Origin of the sequence: Pseudomonas sp. (assembly GCF_036404235.1) — a bacterium.
In the GTDB taxonomy this organism is placed as follows: Bacteria; Pseudomonadota; Gammaproteobacteria; order Pseudomonadales; family Pseudomonadaceae; genus Aquipseudomonas.
Genome location: NZ_DASWOT010000041.1, coordinates 1 through 15,721 on the forward strand (window position 1 = coordinate 1; position 15,721 = coordinate 15,721).

At 58.9% G+C, this 15,721-nt stretch carries 16 protein-coding genes and 1 pseudogene; 2 read left to right on the forward strand and 15 right to left on the reverse strand.

Annotation, left to right across the window (positions count from 1 at the left end):
* Nucleotides 1-415: 415 nt before the first annotated feature.
* From VGC62_RS05310 to VGC62_RS05370, 13 genes are all read right to left on the reverse strand, one after another.
* Nucleotides 416-1,750 carry a PAS domain-containing sensor histidine kinase gene (locus VGC62_RS05310; RefSeq protein ID WP_331186020.1) on the reverse strand — a complete coding sequence of 445 codons (1,335 nt, stop codon included), beginning with the start codon at nt 1,748-1,750 and terminating at the stop codon, nt 416-418.
* A gap of 5 nt (nt 1,751-1,755) precedes the next feature.
* The gene (gene nikR / locus VGC62_RS05315; protein WP_331186021.1) at nt 1,756-2,211 is read right to left on the reverse strand and encodes a nickel-responsive transcriptional regulator NikR; all 456 of its coding nucleotides are present in this window, start codon (nt 2,209-2,211) and stop codon (nt 1,756-1,758) included.
* 12 nt (nt 2,212-2,223) lie between these two features.
* The gene (locus VGC62_RS05320) at nt 2,224-3,681 is read right to left on the reverse strand and encodes a nickel-dependent hydrogenase large subunit (RefSeq protein WP_331186022.1); all 1,458 of its coding nucleotides are present in this window, start codon (nt 3,679-3,681) and stop codon (nt 2,224-2,226) included.
* A gap of 8 nt (nt 3,682-3,689) precedes the next feature.
* Nucleotides 3,690-4,694: a HupU protein gene (locus VGC62_RS05325; protein WP_331186023.1), complete on the reverse strand. Its 1,005-nt coding sequence runs from the start codon at nt 4,692-4,694 to the stop codon at nt 3,690-3,692.
* Nucleotides 4,691-6,157, reverse strand: coding sequence for a sigma-54 dependent transcriptional regulator (locus VGC62_RS05330; protein WP_331186024.1), 1,467 nt, complete (start codon nt 6,155-6,157; stop codon nt 4,691-4,693). Before VGC62_RS05330 ends, VGC62_RS05325 begins: the two co-directional genes overlap by 4 nt.
* Before the next feature lie 341 nt (nt 6,158-6,498).
* The gene (locus VGC62_RS05335; protein WP_331186025.1) at nt 6,499-6,777 is read right to left on the reverse strand and encodes a hypothetical protein; all 279 of its coding nucleotides are present in this window, start codon (nt 6,775-6,777) and stop codon (nt 6,499-6,501) included.
* A 645-nt stretch (nt 6,778-7,422) separates the two neighbouring features.
* A complete protein-coding gene (locus VGC62_RS05340; RefSeq protein ID WP_331186026.1) occupies nt 7,423-8,790 on the reverse strand; it encodes an ATP-binding protein in 1,368 nt (455 codons plus the stop codon).
* A complete protein-coding gene (locus VGC62_RS05345) occupies nt 8,787-9,449 on the reverse strand; it encodes a response regulator (RefSeq protein WP_331186027.1) in 663 nt (220 codons plus the stop codon). Before VGC62_RS05345 ends, VGC62_RS05340 begins: the two co-directional genes overlap by 4 nt.
* Before the next feature lie 11 nt (nt 9,450-9,460).
* On the reverse strand, nt 9,461-10,105 hold the full coding sequence (locus VGC62_RS05350; RefSeq protein WP_331186028.1) for a tetratricopeptide repeat protein: 645 nt from the start codon (nt 10,103-10,105) through the stop codon (nt 9,461-9,463).
* A complete protein-coding gene (locus VGC62_RS05355) occupies nt 10,102-10,911 on the reverse strand; it encodes an SDR family oxidoreductase (protein WP_331186029.1) in 810 nt (269 codons plus the stop codon). The genes VGC62_RS05350 and VGC62_RS05355 overlap by 4 nt, the downstream gene beginning before the upstream one ends.
* Nucleotides 10,898-11,572, reverse strand: coding sequence for an iron-containing redox enzyme family protein (locus tag VGC62_RS05360; protein WP_331186030.1), 675 nt, complete (start codon nt 11,570-11,572; stop codon nt 10,898-10,900). Before VGC62_RS05360 ends, VGC62_RS05355 begins: the two co-directional genes overlap by 14 nt.
* Nucleotides 11,569-13,050, reverse strand: a complete 1,482-nt coding sequence (locus VGC62_RS05365; RefSeq protein WP_331186031.1) for an AMP-binding protein — start codon at nt 13,048-13,050, stop codon at nt 11,569-11,571. The genes VGC62_RS05360 and VGC62_RS05365 overlap by 4 nt, the downstream gene beginning before the upstream one ends.
* Nucleotides 13,040-13,717, reverse strand: a complete 678-nt coding sequence (locus VGC62_RS05370; protein WP_331186032.1) for a thermostable hemolysin — start codon at nt 13,715-13,717, stop codon at nt 13,040-13,042. Before VGC62_RS05370 ends, VGC62_RS05365 begins: the two co-directional genes overlap by 11 nt.
* Before the next feature lie 201 nt (nt 13,718-13,918).
* On the opposite strand from VGC62_RS05370, the gene VGC62_RS05375 reads away from it, so the two are divergent.
* Nucleotides 13,919-14,464 (forward strand): cytochrome b, encoded by a 546-nt coding sequence (locus VGC62_RS05375; RefSeq protein ID WP_331186033.1) that lies wholly within the window; start codon nt 13,919-13,921, stop codon nt 14,462-14,464.
* A 322-nt stretch (nt 14,465-14,786) separates the two neighbouring features.
* Entirely contained in the window at nt 14,787-15,002 is a 216-nt protein-coding gene (locus VGC62_RS05380) for a hypothetical protein (RefSeq protein ID WP_123366397.1), read from the forward strand.
* Nucleotides 15,003-15,009: 7 nt separating this feature from the next.
* Here the strand turns inward: VGC62_RS05380 and VGC62_RS05385 are convergent.
* Together VGC62_RS05385 and VGC62_RS05390 are read right to left on the reverse strand one after the other, a co-directional pair.
* Nucleotides 15,010-15,261, reverse strand: a pseudogene (locus VGC62_RS05385) (transposase domain-containing protein); the annotation flags it as partial.
* 306 nt (nt 15,262-15,567) lie between these two features.
* On the reverse strand, nt 15,568-15,721 hold a 154-nt coding region (locus tag VGC62_RS05390), incomplete at its 5' end, for an OmpA family protein (protein ID WP_331186034.1).

Consider the following 15,721-nt stretch of genomic DNA (forward strand, 5'->3'; position numbering starts at 1 on the left):
TTGTTCGCGAGGCGGTGTTTCAGATACACCTCATGGGTCGCCTCGCCAACAAGTTGGCTCCTACAAGCCGTCATCGCCAAGGCGTTATGGGGTTTAGGGCCAGAACGCACGTGTTGGAGCGTGGCTTGCCCCGCGATCTGGAGCGTAGCGGCAGCAAACCCGGTACGTGCGGTCTGCCAGTCACACCGCGTGTGCAGGTTTTACGACGGGTTCCCCGCCGGTCGCGGGACGAGCCGCGCTCTTACAAGTCACCCTGTTTGCTGCGCGACAGCGCGGTGTTAGCGTCAACGGGGAACTCCTGCAGTGAGCGGCCTCACGTTTCTCCCCGTAACCCTCCGTTTGGCGGGCCTGCTGGTCATTGTTTGTCCATCCAGGCGGGTACGGTGGACAGTGACTTTCCATTGCCCGCGATAGGCTAGCGACTCAAGGCCTGCACGGCTTTGGGCAGCGTCACGGTGAACTGCGCACCGCCCTCAGGTTGATTGGCGGCGGCCATCCGACCGCCGCAGCGTTCGATGATGCCGTAGCTGATCGACAGCCCCAGGCCGGTGCCTTTGCCCACGGGCTTGGTGCTGAAAAATGGATCGAACACCTGGCTCAGGTGTTTTTCTGCGATGCCCGCACCATTGTCGCGCAAGCGCAATGTTACCCAGCCCGGCTCCTGGGTCACATCGACCCAGACTGTCGGCGTGGCTTGGTTGGCCGCTTGCGCGGCATCGTAGGCGTTCTGCATCAGGTTCATCAGCACTTGCAGCAGTTGCCCGGCATTGCCGCGCACAGGTGGCGTGTCAACGGCCTGCCAATGCACTTGCAGATCAGGGGCGACGCCACGACAAACCCAGTGGATGGCGCGCTCGATGACTTCATTTAAGTCGACCTCGCCCAGTGCTTCACGATCCACGGCCGAGAAGCGCTTCAGGGCGCTGACGATGTCGGCGGTGCGTTGCGCGCCTTCCATGCTGCCCTCGATCAACGACGGCAAATCGCTCAGCAGTGGATCGATGCGTAGCTGTTGGCGCAAGGCTTGAAGGCTGGTTTGCGGCTCACCGCTGTGGACCGCTTGCAGGTACTGCTGCAAGCGTTTGCCATACCTGTCGAGCACATGAGCGTTGGCCAGGACGAAGCTGATGGGGTTGTTCAGTTCGTGTGCAACACCCGCCACCAGGCGGCCCAGCGAGGCCATTTTTTCCGCGTGCAACAGTTGCTGCTGGGTGCGCTTGAGCGCTTCGTGGGCTTCGTGCAGTTGGCGATACGCGTGTTTGAGCTCGCCCAGCGGGCGCCCCACCAGCACATGCCCGATAAAGCGCCCGTTGCCAGCGCTGCGCACGGTGCAACTGATGTCCACGGGTACCGGAGCGCCGCTTGCATCCTTGAAGTTGACTTCCAGCGAGGCGCTGGCGTTGGGGTGGCGCAGGCTGGCGAGGGTCTGGCGCAATTGGGTTTCGCTGTATGGGTCGGCCAGCAGGGCATAGGCCGGGCTGCCGGACAATGACTGTTCGTCACAGCCGACCAGCGTGCGCAGCGCGCTATTGCTCTCTTCGATGTGGCCTTCCGGGTCGCAGGCCAGCAACACGTCGGACATCGACGACAGCAGCCCGGCGATGAACTGTTGCGACTGCTCCAGTTCGACGTTCTTCTCTTCCAGGGCGATTTCGTCTTGCACCAGCTTGGAATAGACCTCGTCCATTCTGGCGATGACTTCGATCCAGGCGTCTTCGTCCAGGCTGCCGGGTGGCGGTTTACGTGCCATGATCGTCAGCTTTTAGGGTGCAGATGCTGGTGAGTGTGGGCCTGCTCGTGGGTCGCATCCTGTTCCACGGGGATCAGGTTCAGCCAGCCATGACGCACGCCGCGTTCGGCGCACAAGCGATTGGCGAAATCGCGCACTTCATCGGACGGGCCTTTGAGCATCAGGCTTTCCAGGCAGTTGTCGTGATCCAGATGCGCATGTTGGCTGGCGATGGTCAGGTGATGATGCGCGTGTTGCAGGTCCATCACCCGTTCGGTAAGGGTGCGTGAATGGTGATCGTAAACGAAGCTCAGGTTAGCCACGCAATGCGGCGCGTGGCCTTGTTCCAGACGCGCCTGCTCGATATGCCGACGCAGAATGTCGCGCAGCGCCTCGGAGCGGTTGTGGTAACCCTGGTCGCGAATCAGTGCGTCCAGTTCCTCAGCGAGGCCGCTGTCCAGGGAAATGGTCAGGCGTTCCATGGGATTTCCTTTTCAATGCACCGTGCAAACCATGCATGGGTCAAAAGAGCGAACGATGTGTTGCACCGCTACCGGGCTTTTTTCGCCGGGTAATACTGGAGCACCCTGCAAGGCTTGTTCCAGTGCGCCGGGTTGGCCTTGGGCATCGCGTGGTGAGAAGTTCCAGGTGGTCGGGGCGATGATCTGGTAGCGGGAGATTTGCCCGTGCTCCACCTCCAGCCAATGCCCCAGCGCGCCACGGGCCGCTTCGGTCAGACCGACCGCGCTGCCGTTGTCGGGCAATGCGGCGGCGCGGTAATAAGGCTCGCCAGGGCGCAGGGCGATCAGCCAGCTTTCCATCAGCGGCACCACCTGCGCCAGTTCCAGCAAACGGGCCAGCAGCCGGGTATAAACCGTTGCCGAACAGCGCGCCACGGCATCGCGCAGCAACGGTTGGCCAGCAATCAACTGTCGTGCAATGGCGCCGGTTTCAAGCACCGCGCCGGCCAAGCGCGGGGCTTTGTTCCAGGTATACGCGTCGGCTTTTTCCATCAACGGCTGGGTTTGCCCATTGGCCGGGTGGCGCGGGCCGCCAGCGTCATCGAGCCAGGCATGGGCGCTGTCTTCGCGGATGTCGTCCAGATCCAGGTTTTGCGCACACTGGGTGAGGCCATTCCATAGGCCACGCGGGAACACCGTCGAGCCATCGGCTCGCGGATAAGCCCCGTAGGAAAGATAAAGCCCTGGCCCAGGCCCTAGATGCTCAAGCCCGGTGTCCAGGGCGATTTGTAGAAACTGCCGAAAATCACCCTGGCCCGGCGCTTCGGCGTGCCATGCCCAGAGCTGGTTTTCGCTGGTGAAACCGTTGATCCGCTCCAGCGTCGCGGCAAACAGCTCGGTTTCAAGAAACTGCCGAAACTCGCGAACTCGGGTTAGCAGCCGCAGGCGCTCGGCGGCATCGATGGCGCGGGTCGAGCCACCCGGTTGGATCGAGCCGGTGTGCGGCCACTTGCCGCCCAGTGTGCCGATCAAATCCAGCCAGCGTTTGCGCGCGGAAATGGCCAGGCGCTGCTGGCTGCCCTGAAGCGGGGTAAAGCGCGCCACAGCCCCTTGATACCAAGGCCGGTCGGCGTACACCGGGCGTACGAAATCCGGCATGAAAAACAGGTAGAAATGGCTCAAGTGATCGGCGAGGTTTTCGGTCGCGGCCATCAGGTTGATTGCAAGCAGACCGTTGTCCGGCGGTTGTACGCCGGACAGCCCGGCCAAGGCGCGGGCGGCGGCGATCGATTGCGACACCGAGCAAATGCCGCAGATGCGTGGCGCGTAGGTCAGGGCGTCGAGCGGTGCGTGTTGTAGCAGGATTTGCTCGAAGCCACGGTACATGGTGGCGTTGACCCGTGCTGATCGCACGTGGCCATCTTCCACTTCCAGTTGTACTTCCAGATCGCCTTCAACCCGATTGAACGGGCCGACCACCAAACGTGACATGCAAGCTCCTAACGACGTGGGGTGCGTACTGACGGCGCGATCAGCGGGTGATCGGAAGTCGCATTTTGCTTGACGCGCTTGGGGGTGGCCGATTTGGACAGCGCCGACAGGGCGACGAACCACGCCTTGGGCATGTCGATGGGCAGGCCGATGGGAATGCCCGCCAGTTTCGGCGTGCGCTGAAAGGCGTGCCCCGGTTCTTCGAAGCCCGGCGCGGTGCAGTTGATACAGGCAAATCCGCCACGGGTGCAAGAGCCCTCGCCATTCCACAGGCGAGTATTGCAGTCGCCGTGAGCCTGGGTGCCTTTGCAGCCCAGGTTTTCCATCATGCAGCCCAGGTCCGAAGGCTTTTCCGCACTGGCTTTGTATTCATAGAACTCGTTGCGCGTGCAGCCCTGATGCACCAGTTGGTCGGCGTAGAAACGCGGACGCCCGATGATGTCCAGATCGGCCTCGGCAAACAGCCCGGCGGCCAGCGCCATCAAGGTGTCGGTCACCCAGCCAGGATGCGTGGGGCAACCGGCCACATTGATCACCGGCAAGCCGCGTAACGAACGGTAATCGGCGCCCAGCAGGCCGCCTCGACGTTCGCCGTCAAATTGCAGGCCGCAGGCGTCAGTCGGGTTGCTGCCCGCAGCGGTGATGCCACCGTACGCAGCGCAGGTGCCGATACCCAAGGTGTATTGGGCCACCGCCGCGAGTTTGCGAACCCAGTCGATCATCGGCGCATCGGTCCCGGCCAGCATGTGAAAGCGCCCGGTGCCGTGCGGGCCGCGCAGCAATGAGCCTTCGATACACAAGGCATCGAGCCGGGTGCGACCTTGCAGGCAGTCATCGAGGATATCCAGCACCTGATCACCGCTTTCAAGGGACAGCGATGGATGCCAGAGCAACTCAATGCCCGCACTGCGCCACATCCCGGAAAAATCCTGAGTGTCGGCGCATAGCAAAGACATGTTGCAGCCGCCACAACCGCCTGATTGCAACCACAGCACTCTGAATGGGGTGTTCATCGGGATTCCTCCAGGCCAAGACGTCGCAATTTCTGGCGCAGGCCCACGCGAGACAGGCCCAGTTCACGGGCAGCATGGGTTTTGTTCCAGCGGTGACGCAGCAGTGATTCCTTGAGTATGGTCGCTTCGATGGCGTCCAGTTGTTCTTGCAACGTGCCCGTGGGTGGCGAGAGGCGTATGTCGTTGGGCAGGGTGTTGCGTCCCTGGCCTTGCATGACGCGCCAGGAAAACGAATGAGCGCCGATTTGCGAGCCTTCCGACAACGCGGCGGCGCGGTAGATTTCGTTGCGCAACTCGCGAATATTACCCGGCCATGGATAACCAATCAGGCTCGCCAGGGCGTCGTCGGCAAAGTGCAGGTCCGGCAGGTCAAGTTCCAGGCGGGCATCATCGAGCAGTTTTTTGGCAATCGGCATCAGGTCGGCGGTTCGCTCGCGCAACGGCGGCAGGCCCAGGCTGACCGTGGACAGCCGGTAATAAAGGTCGCTGCGAAAGCGTCCGGTGGCGACATCCTGTTCCAGATCGCGATGGGTCGCTGCGATAACCCGCACATCGACCCGCACCGTGCTGGAGGCGCCGACCGGGCGTAGCTCGCCTTCCTGCAAGACACGCAACAGCTTGACCTGAAAGGCCGGCGAGGTGTCGCCGATTTCATCGAGCAGCAAGGTGCCGCCATGGGCGCGCTGGAACAACCCAATGTGGTCCTGATGCGCGCCGGTAAAGGCGCCACGCTTGTGCCCGAACAGCTCGGACTCCAGCAAGGTGTCGGGCAGCGCCGCGCAGTTCTCCATGACGAAGGCATTGCCTGCGCGGGGGCTGGCATAGTGGATGGCGCGGGCGAGTAACTCTTTGCCCGTGCCTGATTCGCCCAAAAGCAGCACCGACAAATCATAGCGAGCGACCCGTGCGGCCAACTCGCAGACTGCATCGAGCGGGCCACCGGGGCTGCGCACGATGCGCGAGAAATCGAAAGTGTCGCGCACCCGTTCCAACGTTTCCCGGCTGCGGCGGCGCAACGCAGGGGTACCGGCGCGCAGTTCCAGGTCCAGGCGCTGCATATGGTTTTGCAGCGATTGGCTCTCTACCGCGTTGCGCACAGTGTTGAGCAGGTTTTCAGGCAGCCAGGGCTTGAGCAGGTACTGATAGATGCCGGCCTGATTGACGCCCGCGATGATGTCTTCTGAATCGGTGTAGCCCGACAGCACGATACGCACCACGCCCGGCCAGCGCTCGCGCACTTCTTTGAGAAACTCGATACCGCTGACATTGGGCATGCGCTGATCGCAGAGGATCACCGCCACCGAATGCTGTTCAAGGAGTTCCCGTGCTTCCCAGGCCGATTCGGCCAGCAGCACCTGAAATTCCTGATCCAGCACCCGGCGCAACGATTCGCGCGAACGTAGCTCATCGTCCACTACCAGGATCATGGGTAAGTCGGATTGCGAGTCGGATGGGGAGGTCATGAGGCAGCGAAGGGCAGATTATTGGTTTTCACTGCAACATTATGTTGCTGCGAGTCGTGACGGCGATGGTAGCACGGTGCCAAAAAGACCGAGGTTTTTCCTGTTTGGCGACGCCGGTCGCACACTGGGTTTTTATCGTAGGGCCCTGCTGCAGCAGGGAACAAACGCCTAATCAGTTAAACCGCTGCCGCCGGGGCGTGCTGCATTGTGACCCGGTCGTCGCCGGTTTGCAGGTGTCGGGTTCGTTCTCGCTCGACCGATTCGTCGTGAGACGGATTTCCAGAGTCTGTTGCCGTTTCTTTGTGGCTTGCACCCAAACGGCAACATACGCTTGGACCGTTTTATTTATGGACAGCCCCGCCACGCACTGCCGCGCTGCGTGCAACCTGGAAAAGCTCGCTGGCGTCTTCCAGTAACAGATAGGCGGCATCGGTAAGGTTATGCAGGTCCTTGGGTTCTACGTCAGTAAAACCCATGTGCGCAAGGCTGTAGAGCAGGCCCTTTGCTGCTTGCAAACGCTGGTCTGCACAGGCTTCCAGATCAAGGTAGGAGGCCGCTGCATCGATCAGCAGGACGGCGTTTTCGCAAGGCGTGGCAGTCAGAGGAATGAACTTACGCATCAGTTCGCCTTCTGCATGGCGCTGGAATATGCACGGGTAAAACGTGGAGGCGGATTGACGGTGTATGAGTGCTTCATGTGGAGCTCCAAGAGTTGGGGAGCTGCCATCGTTTGCGGCCAAGCAAATTAGGGTGACAGCTGTACGCGGGTTGGCCGACCGGGACTCAGGCACCCGGCACACCCGAAGGTGTCCCACGCACAGCTGCCATAACACGAAATTGTAGGCATAAAAAAAGCGCCTGCATTTCGAATGGTGGGCGCTTGTGCGCCTTGAGTATTTAGTCGAGCGGCCAAGCCCGGTCGCTGAGTTTGCAGCGACGGCGAACTATATTCGCAGTCAAGTTGATCAGGCAAGCCTGGGCGCAATGCAAATCGCTTTGACGGCCAGCCATGATGGTCAGCCCGATGGGGCATCGTTACACTGCGTTCACCTTGTCAGGCTGGCGCTTCCCGGCTTGGCTGCTATCGACCCAGGCTGTGTGAAAACTACTGCGCTTGGCAATACTGCGTTAAAAACGGGCGAAAAATGCTCATTTAGAACACCTTGACTCCGCTTTTTCGCCCGTTTTGGCTTGTCTTACCTTCGCTCGTGACGTTTTTACACACTTTGGACCCATAGTGGTCACTTGGAATATGAGTGGAAACCTTAAGACCGAAAAATCTCAAATGTCGCCCGCAAACCACCAGACAGACGATTTTCTAATCGAATTTTCCCACCCAAGCGAGCGGCGATGGACTGGACGATGGTCAACCCCAACCCTGCCCCTTGATCATTTCCACGGCTATAGAATCGCTCAAAGAGTCGATCACGCTCTGCCTCGTCAATCCCCGGCCCTTCGTCTTCAACACTCAACTCGTAGTGATCATTTTTTTTGACCAACTGCACCGTGATCAGCCCTCCAGGAGGGGAAAAGTTTGCCGCGTTGGTTACCAAATTGTTCAATGCAATGTGGATGATCCCCGTATCGACTTTGACAAGGCTGACTTCGTCGACGGGATCGAACACTAGCTCAAGCCCCTTGCTCAATAGCCATGGCGTCATTTGAACAAGACTGTCTCGAACCGTTGCCACCAGATCTATGTTCGGAGTCTCATGAGTTTGGGGCTGCGGCTCGATGCGGGCCATGGTTAGCAGTTGATTGACCAGCCGAGTAGTACGGTCCACACCAATGATGAGGTATTCAAGCGACTCGCGCCGGTCGTCCTCGCTAACTGCCTCCATCAGGTTTTCTGCGTGAACTTTGAGCACTGCCAGCGGTGTGCGCATTTCATGGGCGGCGTCGGCGATAAAACGTCGCTCGCGGCCCATAACCTCTTGGATCTGGGCGAGCACGCGGTTAAGGGCCGTCTGCATGGGTTCGAGTTCAGTGGGTAGCGGATTCATTTGTAATGGCTCAAGAGAACCTGAGTGTCTCGCACGCAGGGTTTCGGCCATATTGACCAGTGGCTTGAGCCCCCAGCCAATCGCCAGCCAGATCACGGCAGCAAGCAGCACGCTGCCTATGAGATTAGGCTCAACGGTATGACGGACAATACGACCCACAAGATCGGCACGCACATCGTCGCGCTCGCCCACCCAAATCTTCAGGCCATATTGCGCATCATCGAGTACAAACGCGCGCCACTTCCGGTTGTTGATGTCCGTTACGTCACTGAAACCCGGTTTGACTGGGGGCGCGGTAAAGGATGGCGCGCTGGTGGTGTGAACCAGCAACGTGCCTTCGGCGTTCCAAACCTGGAAAGCAATTTTGCTCTCATACGGATGACCATCGACTTTGGGCACGGCGAGCCCTAATGCTTGATTGAACGCCTGATACAGCTGTGCGTGTTCCTTGCTGGCCATTGGCATGCGCATCACGCCTTGCAAGAGACGAGCGTTCTGCGCCAGTTGGGCGTCGTAAACTTCGTCAATTTCATGATTACTGTCGTGAAGGTTGACCGCGGTCATGATCAATAGGCCGAGGAACAACAGACCCAGAATCAAGGTTAGCGTACGCCACCGAATGGAGGTCATGGGCGCTCTTCCACCAGATAGCCGACACCACGGATCGTACGGATCAGTTGGCTGGAAAACTTCTTGCGCAAGTGATGGATATGCACTTCCAGCGTGTTGCTTTCAGCCTCCTCGCTCCAGCCGTAGAGCAATTGCATCAGTTGATCACGAGTCATCACTCGCCCCGGAGGGGAAAGCAACTCATGGAGTAACTGATACTCCTTGGGGGTCAGGGCTACGGGTTCGCCCTGATAGCTGACTTGTTGAGTCCCAGGGTTCAAGCTGATACCCGCATGCTCAATCAACACTTGGGCGCGGCCAGCGCTACGGCGTAACAAGGCCCGCAGGCGAGCCTTGAGTTCAGCCAGGTCGAACGGTTTTACCAGATAGTCATCGGCCCCGGCGTCCAGCCCGGCGATACGATCCTCGGTAGCATCCCGGGCGGTGAGGATCAGTACCGGCAGGTTGGAGCCACTGTCACGCAGTCGGCGCAGCACTTGGAGCCCGTCCATGCGCGGCAGACCGAGGTCGAGCACAGCTAGATCAAACGTTTCGCTGATCAGCGCATGCAAGGCGCTACTTCCGTCCTGCAACCAGTCGACGGTGTAGCCCTCGCGTGCGAGAGCCTGGTGAATACCTTCGCCCAGGGCCACGTCATCCTCGATCAATAATAAGCGCACACGGACTCCTGTCAGTCGAGTTTCTTGTTCACGTCCAGCAGCAACGCTTCGATTTCCTTGCGGCGGCCACCGTCAGCGGTTTCACGGCCTGGCCTTGGTTCTGCCAGCAGGGCTTTTTGCAGCGTCTCTTTGGCTTGGGTGTAACGTTTTTGACGGTAGAGGTGATCGCCCCAGAAGTACAGGCTATCGATGCCGTTCGGGTTCAGTTGCAACGCTTGCTTGAGTAACTGTTCGGCTTTATCCGAGTCGCCGAAACCGATAGGCCAACCCGGTACGCGATCATACAGCGCGGCGAGGCTGGTGTAGGCCGAGCCTTGCAAGGCGTTGGGGTCAAGGGAGAGGGCTTTTTCCAGATCGGCCTTCGCAACCTTGACCTTGCTCAGTGCGCCTAGCCCACCTTGGGCGCCAGCCCAACTGCTGGTGACGATACCGGACCAAATCCACGCCTCGGCTACTGATTGGCGATCCTGAGTAAAGCCGGTGGCCTGGGTCGCGAGCTGTTCGAACGCCCCCGCGCGTTGGTCTGCTGGCAGTTCGTATTGAATATGCGCCCAGCTCTGTTGGATGCCGGTGAGGCGCTGCTGGTCAGCTGCGTCCAAGGCCCAGACGGCAGGGCTCAAAGCGCCGAGTAATAGGCAACAGAAGATTTTTTTCATGGCTTAAGGTTCTCGTTCTCGTTCTTTTGGCTCAGACGACGGATCAGGGGTAATTGCTTGTGCAAGCCTCGATCAATCAGGTTGGGCAGCAGGCTGTTTAGACGCACGAAAAATCGCTCTGGCCAGCCCAGGTATAAGTCGCGGTGGCCGCCAGCAATTGCACGGATCACCGCCGAGGCGACAGTTTGAGGATCGTCGACATTAGATTTGAGGGCGTCATTTAGCGCCTGCGCGGCGGGACTATTCATGCTGGTGCTTGTGGCTCTGGGCGCGACGTACAGCACCCCCACCCGAGTGTCTGACAGCTCACGGCGCAAGGCTTCGGAGAAACCTCGCAACGCAAACTTGGTGGCGCAGTAGCTGGCGTAACCTGGGTAACCGATGGAACCGTAGGTGGAACCAATGTTTACGACCATCGCGCTTTTGGCTTGCTTGAGCAGTGGCAGCAGGATTTTGGTCAGGCAGATGGGCGCGCTGATGTTTACCGCAAGCATTGCGCTGATGTCGTTGTCATCCAACTGTTCAAGCATGGCAAAGTGATTGAGCCCTGCGGCATTGATCAGCAAATTGATACCGCCCATTGCTTCGGCCGAGGCCAGCACCTTACGACGGTCTGCCAGGAGCGTCAGGTCGGCACTTACCCAGAACACTTGCAGCGGATAGCGCTCAAGCAACGGCGCCAATGATTCTCGGTGCCTTGCTACCGCCAGCACGTGGGCGCCGCTGGCGCATAGGGCGGTAACAATCGCAAGCCCGATGCCGCCACTGGCACCGGTCAATACAACGCGGGCCTCAGACAGGCGCATGCAGGTTCTCCCTGTTACGCGGCAAGCCACGGAACATGTCGGTGTAAAGTTTGTAGACGATCTTGGAGGTGTGAATGACGGCGGCCTGATCGTTCGGGTCCTCCAGCGTGTCCATCAGTCGGCGATAAGTCTGCATGTGCTCAATATCCAGGGAGCCGTGGGAACTGAGGTAGCTGAAGGCCGTTTCCGGCAGTTCAAGGTGTTCGCGAATAGCCCCGGCGGCATGGGTGGCGAGGGCTATGCTAGTGCCTTCGAGCACGTTGACCATGCCGAACAGACCCACCGGGTTATCCCGGGCGATGAAGTCGTAGAGGAAGCTGATCATCAACTCAATCGGCAAGGACGGACGACCGTCGCGTACTTCATCTTTGTCCCCGCCACAGGCATGGATATCGTTGAGGATCCATTTTTCATGGCCGTATTCGTCTTTGATGTACTCGCAGACCGCTTCACGCAGCCATTCCAGGCGCAGTGGCAGACGCGCACCGCAGGCCATCATCAATGGCACGGTGTGGCGTACGTGGTAGTACGCCTGAGTCAAAAAGGCCTGGTAGCTTTCCAGGCTGACCCTGCCCTCAAGGGCATCGCGGATCACCGGAAGGCTGAACAACTCGGTTCGTTCTTCTTGTGTGGCTATTTGCAGGGTGTCGAAAAAACTCATGATGCGGATTCCTCGCAAGGGGCTGATACAGTCAGTTGCGCTTGGTAAAGCTCAATAATGGCGTCGCGGCGCGGTCTGCCATTGGCGGTCAGCAGGCCATTGGCGGGTGTGAACGGTTGAGGCAGGCGGGTCCATCGATGGACTTGGGCGTAATGGGGTAAAGCCTCGTTGGCCTCGGCCACAGCCGCCGCCAGTTCGTCATCGGTGCAATCAGGCCGATGGGGCCACAGCAGCGCATGGTTGCTCGCCATGGCTTCGCCGTAGACAAAGGCTTGGGCGATGTGGCGACGTTGGGTCAATTCGGCCTCGACCCAATCCGGGTTCACGTTGCGCCCGAAACTGGTGACGAATTGATGCTTTTTTCGCCCCTTGAGGTAGAGGAAGCCTTCGGCGTCAAACTCGCCGAGATCGCCGCTGGGCCACCATTGATCGATGCAAGGTGGCTCGCCCAAATAACCGAGGAAGGTAGAACCCTTGATCAGCACTTCGCCGTCGTCAGCCAGACGAACTTCCACGTGGGGCAGTGGCTTGCCAACACTGCCGGGGCGGTGCGCTTCTGGTCGGTTGAGGCACACCACTGACGCACACTCCGACAGTCCGTAGCCTTCGTAAACCGGCATGCCGATGCGTTGCGCGCGGTGCAGCAGTTCTTCTGAAACCCGCGCGCCCCCCACGGCGACAAAACGCAGCGTTTGAGGGTTGAAGGCTTTTTGTTCGGCAGCGCTAACCAGCAGCAGTAGAAGCTGCGGCACGAGAATCAGGCTCTCGGGCGCGCGAGTGGTCAGGCAACCGATCAATCGCGGTATATCAACGCCACTGGCCCCCTGAGTACCCAGCACTTTCTGACTAGGCAGGCTCAGGGTCGCGCCGGCGTAAAGCGCGGCATAACAACCAATATTTTCCAACAGGATCGCCAGGGGCAACACCGCGAGGTGGTGCTGTGGATCGTTGGGTTGGCTGGCCTGATATAGCTCGCGGGCGACGCTTAAAATGCTCTCGGCGCTTAGGCACACGCCTTGGGGGGTGCCAGTGGTACCCGAGGTAAATGTCAGTTTGGCAGTGCCCGCGGGTAATCGGTGTGGACCGTTAAAGCTTCGACGCCAGAACTCGCCGTTTTTCTCGAAACCAGCGGTTTGCAGTTCTGCTTCCAGTTCCGGTTCTGCAATCACCAGTTCTGCCTGGCTTTGTTCCAGGCAATGCTTGCGTTGAGCCGGAGTGAAGAACGGTGGCAGTGTCAGGCACGTCAGTCCTTCGAACAGCGTGGCCAGATCCCAGAGCATCGCTTCGACGCCATTGTCCAACGCCAATGCAACCACCTTGATGTTCGCATCGCGCACTCGCTGTTGGCGATAGATGACCTCGGCGTATAGCGTGGCGTAGTCCAATCTCAATTGATCGCCCCACAGGGCGAGGGTGTTGGTCTTGCGTTCAGCATGGCCGCGCAGGATCATCTTGAAACGTTCCATTTCAGGCGACATTGCTGGCCTCCTCAAGAGACGTCGGCAACCCCAGGCGATTGAACAAACCGATATTGCGTAAATGGATAAAGCCGGCTCGGATGTTGCCCACATGCACCCAGGGTTTACTGTCGTAGTAACTGCCCCAACTGTGGCGGTCATCGCCCAGCCGCGCAGGGTCGGCGGCGCAGAGGGTCACGGGTTTTAAACCAAGTCGGTGGAAACTGTTGACCAGTCCGATATTGCCGGTGAAGGCCACCCATTCCAGCCCGCCCATAGCCAGCAGATACGTGATGGTAATAATGCTCAGACGCGCACTGCCGCTGTCACTGGCAGCGAGATTGCCCACCTCGACGATGCAGGCGCGGTCTACTGGTCGGCCGGCTGCGGCGGCTATTAGCGGATCAATCGACTCGTCCAGATAACGCTCAAGAAACAGCTGTCCAGCACTGGCCAGGCGCACTCCGGCGACCGCACAGAGTTCGCCGCAAGCGTTGCTCATGCCAAACAGTTCAGGCATGAAATGACGAATGTCAGCACCATGAGCCTGGCGAAAGCGTTGCTGGACAAAGGTTTCGAAGACCGGGCGTAGAGTGTCCTCCGGCAAGGCTCTGGCCATGCTCATCTGTTGGGACTCGGCTTTGCCGAAGTGGAGTGGTAAAGAGATGTGCCAGTCGAAATTGGCCATTGGATAACTTCTCCCCAGTAGGTTTGGGAGGAGTATCGAGGGCATTTCTTAACGGAGTCTGAAGGCCGCAATAGATGATGCTCAAGCATCTTCAGATTGCATTAAGGCTGGGCGAGCAGGGTGGCGTCGTTCGATCAGGTAATAAACCGGATCGTGGCCGGGCGAATGACTTGCCCGCGATAATTATCCCAGAGGCCCATCATGACCCGAGACTCAGCCACACATCGTTATGGAAAACTGTCTATCACCCTGCACTGGCTGATGCTGGTGCTGTTTGTCGGTGTGTATGCCTGTATAGAAATCAAAGGGATGTTGCCCCGTGGGAATGCCTTAAAAAGTTTGTTTCTTGGACTGCACGGGCTCTTCGGGGTGAGCATTTTTATTCTGGTTTGGGTACGCCTGCTCGGGCGCCTGACGCCCAGGCCACCGATAACGCCAGCCCTGCCGGCATGGCAGACCGGCGTTTCGCACCTGATGCATTTGGCATTGTATGGGCTGATGATTGCGACGCCGTTGCTGGCCTGGCTGATGTTGTCGGCAGCAGGCAAGCCGATGCCTTACTTCGGGCTCTTTCTGCCGTCGCCCGTGGCCGTCAATCCGGACCTGGCTAAGCAGTTCAAGTATTGGCACGAATTGCTCGGCAGCAGCGGCTACTGGCTGATTGGTTTGCACGCGGCTGCGGGCTTGTTCCATCACTATTGGGTCCGAGATAACACCCTAACGCGCATACTGCCGAAGCGTTTCTAATGTGGGGTTTGAGCGTTAATAGCCGATGGTTTCCCGGCGATACAGCGAGGGAGGGCGGGGCTCTCCTTAACCTTGAGGCTTCTGATTCCTGACGTTGCGAGTGAAGCGCAATGCAGTCGGCAGAACGCCGGGAAAGGATGTAGCTGAAAAGCTGATGAAGGGTAAGCGTTCAGCCAAGTCACCTTGCGTGATTCCGCCAGATATCAACTGATATGCAAGCAGTTTGCTCGGTATCGTTTGCCCATCGGTTCCCCCTTGTCATCGCCAGGTTGGAGCAGCATGATTAAGCTTTAAGGACTGGTAATTCAGCGGGATCTGGCCTGTGAGTGAACTACTGGGTGTACTGGCTGACTTTGTTTTCCAAGCGATTTGCTTCCCTATCGGCTGGCCTTTGATGAAGGCCCTTACCCTAGGGAAATACCCCGCTAAAGGCTCCTGGTTTTCAGAAAGCCCTTCAGCCCAATGGACGTCTGCGATTGGGCTAGCCGTTTTGGTCATTGCAATGATGGCAGCGATGAAGCAGTTCGTGCTTGCTTAGCGAATGGCTAAGCAGGAGAAGAACACACTTGCATAGTTCGAGCGGGTAGCCATTGATGCGGCAGTAACTGGCCGATGTCACTCGCCCGCTGCGTCGGCAGGCGATTCAAAACATCCTTGAGATAAGCATACGGATCATGCCCGTTCATGCGCGCAGACTGGATCAAACTCATGATCGCCGCCGCCCGCTTTACGCTGCGCAGCGAGCCGGCAAACAACCAGTTAGAGCGCCCAAGTGCCCATAGTCGGATTTGGTTGTCGGGTAGTCAGACGCGCTTGCCCGCGTCCAACCCCCTAAGAACCGTGCATGCGAGTTTCCCAGCACACGGCTCAAGCCTCTGCTAAGGCGCCATTGGGCACCCGGTTACACATCGTCGACATTGGCAAATTGCACATCCCATGGACACCGCAGGTGGTAAATCTCAAGATTGGCGGCCGCATTCGTCCCTCCGTGACTCAGCTTCATAACATGGCGGCTATGCCATGGTGTGTTTTGGTGACCGGCTTAAGGCATGCGACTCTAACAAACACACGGCTGCATTTTTTATCCACAGTTAACTCAAGTTTCAGCGCTCCAGAATCAACTCCACCCGGCGGTTGCTCGCGCGCCCTTCGGCTGTTGTGTTATCGCCCAAGGGGTGGGTGTCTGCGTAGCCGACGGCGGTGAGGCGATCACTCTTGATACCGTTGCTTTGAAGGTAACGCACGACGCTGCCGGCG

Coding starts and splice junctions, on each gene's coding strand:
- VGC62_RS05310 (WP_331186020.1), bottom strand. CDS start 1,750: ATGGCACGTAAACCGCCACCCGGCAGCCTGGACGAAGACGCCTGGATC.
- nikR (WP_331186021.1), bottom strand. CDS start 2,211: ATGGAACGCCTGACCATTTCCCTGGACAGCGGCCTCGCTGAGGAACTG.
- VGC62_RS05320 (WP_331186022.1), bottom strand. CDS start 3,681: ATGTCACGTTTGGTGGTCGGCCCGTTCAATCGGGTTGAAGGCGATCTG.
- VGC62_RS05325 (WP_331186023.1), bottom strand. CDS start 4,694: ATGAACACCCCATTCAGAGTGCTGTGGTTGCAATCAGGCGGTTGTGGC.
- VGC62_RS05330 (WP_331186024.1), bottom strand. CDS start 6,157: ATGACCTCCCCATCCGACTCGCAATCCGACTTACCCATGATCCTGGTA.
- VGC62_RS05335 (WP_331186025.1), bottom strand. CDS start 6,777: ATGCGTAAGTTCATTCCTCTGACTGCCACGCCTTGCGAAAACGCCGTC.
- VGC62_RS05340 (WP_331186026.1), bottom strand. CDS start 8,790: ATGACCTCCATTCGGTGGCGTACGCTAACCTTGATTCTGGGTCTGTTG.
- VGC62_RS05350 (WP_331186028.1), bottom strand. CDS start 10,105: ATGAAAAAAATCTTCTGTTGCCTATTACTCGGCGCTTTGAGCCCTGCC.
- VGC62_RS05355 (WP_331186029.1), bottom strand. CDS start 10,911: ATGCGCCTGTCTGAGGCCCGCGTTGTATTGACCGGTGCCAGTGGCGGC.
- VGC62_RS05360 (WP_331186030.1), bottom strand. CDS start 11,572: ATGAGTTTTTTCGACACCCTGCAAATAGCCACACAAGAAGAACGAACC.
- VGC62_RS05365 (WP_331186031.1), bottom strand. CDS start 13,050: ATGTCGCCTGAAATGGAACGTTTCAAGATGATCCTGCGCGGCCATGCT.
- VGC62_RS05370 (WP_331186032.1), bottom strand. CDS start 13,717: ATGGCCAATTTCGACTGGCACATCTCTTTACCACTCCACTTCGGCAAA.
- VGC62_RS05375 (WP_331186033.1), top strand. CDS start 13,919: ATGACCCGAGACTCAGCCACACATCGTTATGGAAAACTGTCTATCACC.